This window comes from Sphingomonas sp. LH128, assembly GCF_000293195.2.
GTDB lineage: Bacteria > Pseudomonadota > Alphaproteobacteria > Sphingomonadales > Sphingomonadaceae > Novosphingobium > Novosphingobium resinovorum_A.
In genome coordinates, this window is sequence record NZ_ALVC01000354.1 from 1 (window position 1) to 4,196 (window position 4,196).

The following is a 4,196-nucleotide window of genomic DNA, read 5'->3' on the forward strand; positions in this document are numbered from 1 at the left end:
GCACTGTTCAACTTGGGTCTACCGGGCGCTTGGCCCTGATGGCAATCCGACCCTCGAAACCATGCTCAAGGTCCTGCCTGCGCTCGGCCTCAGGATGCGGATCGAGGCCGCCGCCTGAGTACAGGCCGCGACTGTTTCGCCCCCCATTAGGCTTTCTGCCGCTGACCATGTCGCCGCGAACTGGCGGACCCAAACAAGGGAAGGCGGAAGCAACGTCAAGGCGCGGGTTATCCTGTCATCTCGCGCCGTGAGCGCGTGCAGCTTTGCCTCGGGCCCTTCAGGCGTCGTGGGTGTTTTTTCCGAATATCGATGAAAATGCTCTGCCCCCGTGCAATGCCCGAAACCATCGGCTCCAAAGGCACTGACCTGGAGCATCGCGCATGCCTGCCAAACCATCGCCTCCTGCTTATTTCCCCGCCCGCCGAGGCGGGCTCCTCGCGGGCGCTGCGCTTCAAATAAGCCTGCGGCTCCGGTCCTCCGCTGCGCTACGGCCTGACGGTTAGCACCCCTGCTGGCGCCGCTCTGCCGGTCTGCCTATCGCCCGGATGGTTCGGGCGGACCTTCAGGAGACAGAACATGCCCGCAATCGGTTACGTCACCCGCTCCGGCTCGATCTTCAAGGGCCAGCTTCGCACCCTCTCGATCCGTGCCGAAATCGAAATCTCCCCGAACCCGCGCAAGAGCGCCGACAGCCATCCCGATTTTCGCATCACATCGGCGGGTGTCGAGGTCGGCGCGGGATGGCAGCGCCGCAGCGAGGCAACCGGAAACGACTACGTGTCGCTCACCCTGGCAGCGCCCGAGTTCGGTCCCCGGCGCCTCTATGCCAACCTTGGGCGTGCAGCCGGTCAGGAGGATGAGGAAACCTACGCCATCATCTGGAACCCCGCCGACTGATGCCGGGCCTGCTCCCCGGCGCCGCCGGGGAGCAGAATTTGCAAGTGAGCGCCTGCGCCAGCTCGGAGTGAACAGGTATTTATTTATAGAAGCGGCCTTCTGTTTATATTTGCAAAACCTACAAACTAATCCTGGCATGAAAATTGAGCTTACATGCCGGGATGCGGCCAAAGAGCGGGTGTGATATTAATATATATCCAGTGATTGGCAGATCGCGCTCGGCGGTGCGTTGGTCGCCTCGATGGTATTCATCATCGCGGCCATGCTGGCCGACTTGAGGTCCTCGATCACTCTGTTGCGGACAGGTCGGAACCAGTGGTCATCGCTGGAAACAAATTCCAACAACATGGTCTCCACAAGGTGCGCATTGATCGACATCGAGAACGCTAATCCCTCGGAAGTCTCATGCTCGCCCCATACCACAACCAGAGGAAGGTCGGCAGATCGAGCCTCGAAGTCCTCTTCGGACGTGATGTCGGGCCTGTAACGCGGAGAAAGTCCGTCATTTTTGGAAAGTCCCGCCATGACCAGGGACCCCAGTGTTTGTTCCAAGTCCATTTCCGGCGTTTCGACCTTTGGTCTCGCCTTCCTGAACCATCCGAAAATCGCCAATATGATCTCCTGAAAGATAACTGACTTGCGGTGGGATCATGATCAACCCTGGGCAGAAAACAAGTTCCGGAATAGCGGGGAACATTCCACGTCGCCCAGCCCGATAGCTGATTGTATCCGGGCAGGTAGCGGGCCTGATATTCCGGCGCAGCGCCCAGCCGATAGGGTGGAAACTTCTCTCTCAGACTTTCGATGGTGTCATGCGCCGCTCGGCCGCCTCAAGGATGAGCGGTTCCCCCAATTTTGCCGCAGCCTCCACTCCCGCTTCGCTCCGCTACAGCTACGACCAAATCGGCTCCCCCACTCCCCGCTGCGCGGCGCCCGGATAAACCCGGGCGTCCCTGACCCGGCCGATCGCCGCACGCGCCTGCAAGCCTGTCATCAAGAAGACAGGAGGTCATTATGCAGACGATTTCGAACTCAGCGCTCGCCGACGATGCCGCCTACTTTGCGGCCTGCACGAAGGCAGCACGCCGCGCCCGGTGCAGCTACTTCACGCAGTACGTCATCACGGACGGGGAGCTGGGCTATCTCGCGGTGGACGAAGGCGATTACAGCCCGATGCCGATGGAGATGATCGACAAGGTAGTCTACGCCGTCACCGGGCGACTGGATGACGAGATTTAACCGTCGAGGGGAGGGCCGCCGAGGCTCTCCCTTATCAAACCGCTGCCCGAACGTCCTCACGGATTGCAGAAATTTCCTCCCCTTCCAGCGCTGGCGGCCAGTGCCGCAAACGTTTAGCGCCCCTGTGACGCCACACATGCATTGTACGCACGGGTGCTGCTCACCAAGGCGAGCATTTTCAGCAGCTTAGATGAAATTTCCGAAGCAGCTGGGACACATTTTGTGCCCCGGAGCTTTTGGAAGCAAGATTTTTTGTTCTCATTCTGGAATAGCCGCCTAGCTACTATCTCTAATACCAAACCCGCAAATATAAATTCTCTAACTAGAAAAGTGCTGGTAGATAGTGGGCATATCGTGCCAACCTATATTAAGCGTTGTCCAGTAAAAATACGTTTCTCCTGAAATCAAAATTTAGGGACCGCAGGAGATGATCCAGTGACATTACCGACTGAAAAAACGCCATCATAAATATTGTCTAATTTCTCGCTTGTATTGAGGTGTATTGTCATTGGCAGCAGTCTTTCAGAGCCACCATCAGGCCTGACGTCGTAATTTGCACAAGAGATGGCGTCATCAGTAATCGGCTTTCCGGCGTGAGGGACGTATCCTGCTTTCAATTGACAGTTCCACGCCGTTCCACCGGAACTTTGCATATCTAAGGAAACGACTACACCTGAGCGCGCCAAGCGCATAGCCATTGGTTCAAACGTAGTCTCCGGCCGTTGGACTGGTTGCTTCATCGCATGTATATTTCCAACAAGCACAATTGTCAGATCGTAATTGTCAGCTTGTGCAGCTAGCATGATATTCTCTGCCTGTGCCGCTTCGTGGGGGTTCTGCCCTGGAAGCGCAGAAAATCTAGCCTGCTGCTCGCTGTCTTTTGCCCCATTGAAGGCAACAATGCTGATCGCGGCGCCTGCTGATTTAAACGCATGTAATTGCACTAGCAGGTTAAACATCGCTTGACTCGCTATGCCATCACTTCTGCCAACCCAGCCTATTTTACTCAAAGCTTCCGGATATTGATCTTGCGGCAACCCCCAAGCAAATTGAAATTGAGAATCTAGGGAAGAATCAAATTCCACAGCAAGAAGTATTCTCTCCCCCGACGCCGCCAAAGCGCAAACAACCTGGCCGACAAATGCTGGAGATTGTTCGGTCCCGTGTAACTCACCGAAAATCAAAAATTCCGGTTTCAATTCATTTACTGCATCCCAGCCTGCTGGCAATTCGCACATGCCAGGCGCTAAAGGCGCCAACCGCGTGGTTGTGGCGGAGGTGTCAGCAAAGGCTCCACCTACAGGTCGTGTATTCGCCGTCATACTGAAGGTCATGACACCTAATGCCGCTAGATGACTAAATCCTACCTTAGATAACATGGTATCAACCCCGGCTTATAGAGCTTGTAAATGATACACTGGTCTTATAAAAAAGGAACAAAATGAGGTTTTTACAGGGTAAAAGCCGCCTCCGGCCAAACATTCTCGGGTTAACGCATTGCATATGAGGTATAGAATGGATCATTTCCTTTTTGAAATGATCTTAAACTTGGATGACCCTATCTACCTTCGATCTTCGACGCGCAACGCCGCACATGGGCCCGAAAGATCGAATAAACCCGGATGATCCGCCATCATCGCCTCCGTTCTCGCGCAAAAACAGTGAATTACTTCACTCCGTCAAGCGTCACAAGTTTTTTGCGGTGTCCAGATCCATTCGTGCCTTCTCATCTACCGTATGGTGCTGGCGCTGCGCCGTGACGAGACCGCAATCGCCGGTCTGTTCAGCCGTCGGCAGATAGCCGCAGATTTTCATCTGGCGGTTGAACTCCTGGAACAGGCTCTCGATCTCGCCCAAGCGCATCAACATTCTCGACGCACTCGAACAGAGTTTTCATCCGATACACAACCGGCAACGCCAAAATCTGGAAAGCGCAACCAACTCATGCGATCGCGGAACGGGAACTTAACAGGCTGCGGAAAAAGGCGCTTGCCTTGATGTGGCATTGCTGATTCCAGGATCCCGTAGAGGGATGTTGAAGGGATCGGGATGCGCGGCGG

General features: G+C 55.2%; 7 protein-coding genes. 3 read left to right on the top strand and 4 right to left on the bottom strand.

Annotated elements, in window-relative coordinates; genetic code table 11:
- Positions 1–333: 333 nt before the first annotated feature.
- The gene (locus LH128_RS34765) at positions 334–459 is read left to right on the top strand and encodes a hypothetical protein (RefSeq protein WP_327195257.1); all 126 of its coding nucleotides are present in this window, start codon (positions 334–336) and stop codon (positions 457–459) included.
- A gap of 117 nt (positions 460–576) precedes the next feature.
- Positions 577–897 (top strand): DUF736 domain-containing protein, encoded by a 321-nt coding sequence (locus LH128_RS24685; RefSeq protein WP_008832418.1) that lies wholly within the window; start codon positions 577–579, stop codon positions 895–897.
- Between the two features lie 186 nt (positions 898–1,083).
- Here the strand turns inward: LH128_RS24685 and LH128_RS24690 are convergent, their stop codons facing one another.
- A complete protein-coding gene (locus LH128_RS24690; protein ID WP_008832419.1) occupies positions 1,084–1,509 on the bottom strand; it encodes a hypothetical protein in 426 nt (141 codons plus the stop codon).
- Positions 1,510–1,911: 402 nt separating this feature from the next.
- Between LH128_RS24690 and LH128_RS24695 the strand changes: the two genes are divergently transcribed.
- A complete protein-coding gene (locus LH128_RS24695) occupies positions 1,912–2,136 on the top strand; it encodes a hypothetical protein (protein WP_008832420.1) in 225 nt (74 codons plus the stop codon).
- Between the two features lie 404 nt (positions 2,137–2,540).
- Here the strand turns inward: LH128_RS24695 and LH128_RS33765 are convergent, their stop codons facing one another.
- The 3 genes from LH128_RS33765 to LH128_RS34770 form a co-directional block, all read right to left on the bottom strand.
- Positions 2,541–3,470, bottom strand: a complete 930-nt coding sequence (locus LH128_RS33765) for a hypothetical protein (RefSeq protein ID WP_172705163.1) — start codon at positions 3,468–3,470, stop codon at positions 2,541–2,543.
- 352 nt (positions 3,471–3,822) lie between these two features.
- The gene (locus tag LH128_RS24700; protein ID WP_172705164.1) at positions 3,823–3,993 is read right to left on the bottom strand and encodes a hypothetical protein; all 171 of its coding nucleotides are present in this window, start codon (positions 3,991–3,993) and stop codon (positions 3,823–3,825) included.
- A 5-nt stretch (positions 3,994–3,998) separates the two neighbouring features.
- A partial coding sequence (locus tag LH128_RS34770; protein WP_327195258.1) for a hypothetical protein occupies positions 3,999–4,196 on the bottom strand: 198 nt, incomplete at its 5' end.

Excerpts from the sequence above, each read along its gene's own strand:
- LH128_RS34765 (WP_327195257.1), top strand. The coding sequence starts at position 334 with ATGCCCGAAACCATCGGCTCCAAAGGCACTGACCTGGAGCATCGCGCA.
- LH128_RS24685 (WP_008832418.1), top strand. The coding sequence starts at position 577 with ATGCCCGCAATCGGTTACGTCACCCGCTCCGGCTCGATCTTCAAGGGC.
- LH128_RS24695 (WP_008832420.1), top strand. The coding sequence starts at position 1,912 with ATGCAGACGATTTCGAACTCAGCGCTCGCCGACGATGCCGCCTACTTT.
- LH128_RS33765 (WP_172705163.1), bottom strand. The coding sequence starts at position 3,470 with ATGACCTTCAGTATGACGGCGAATACACGACCTGTAGGTGGAGCCTTT.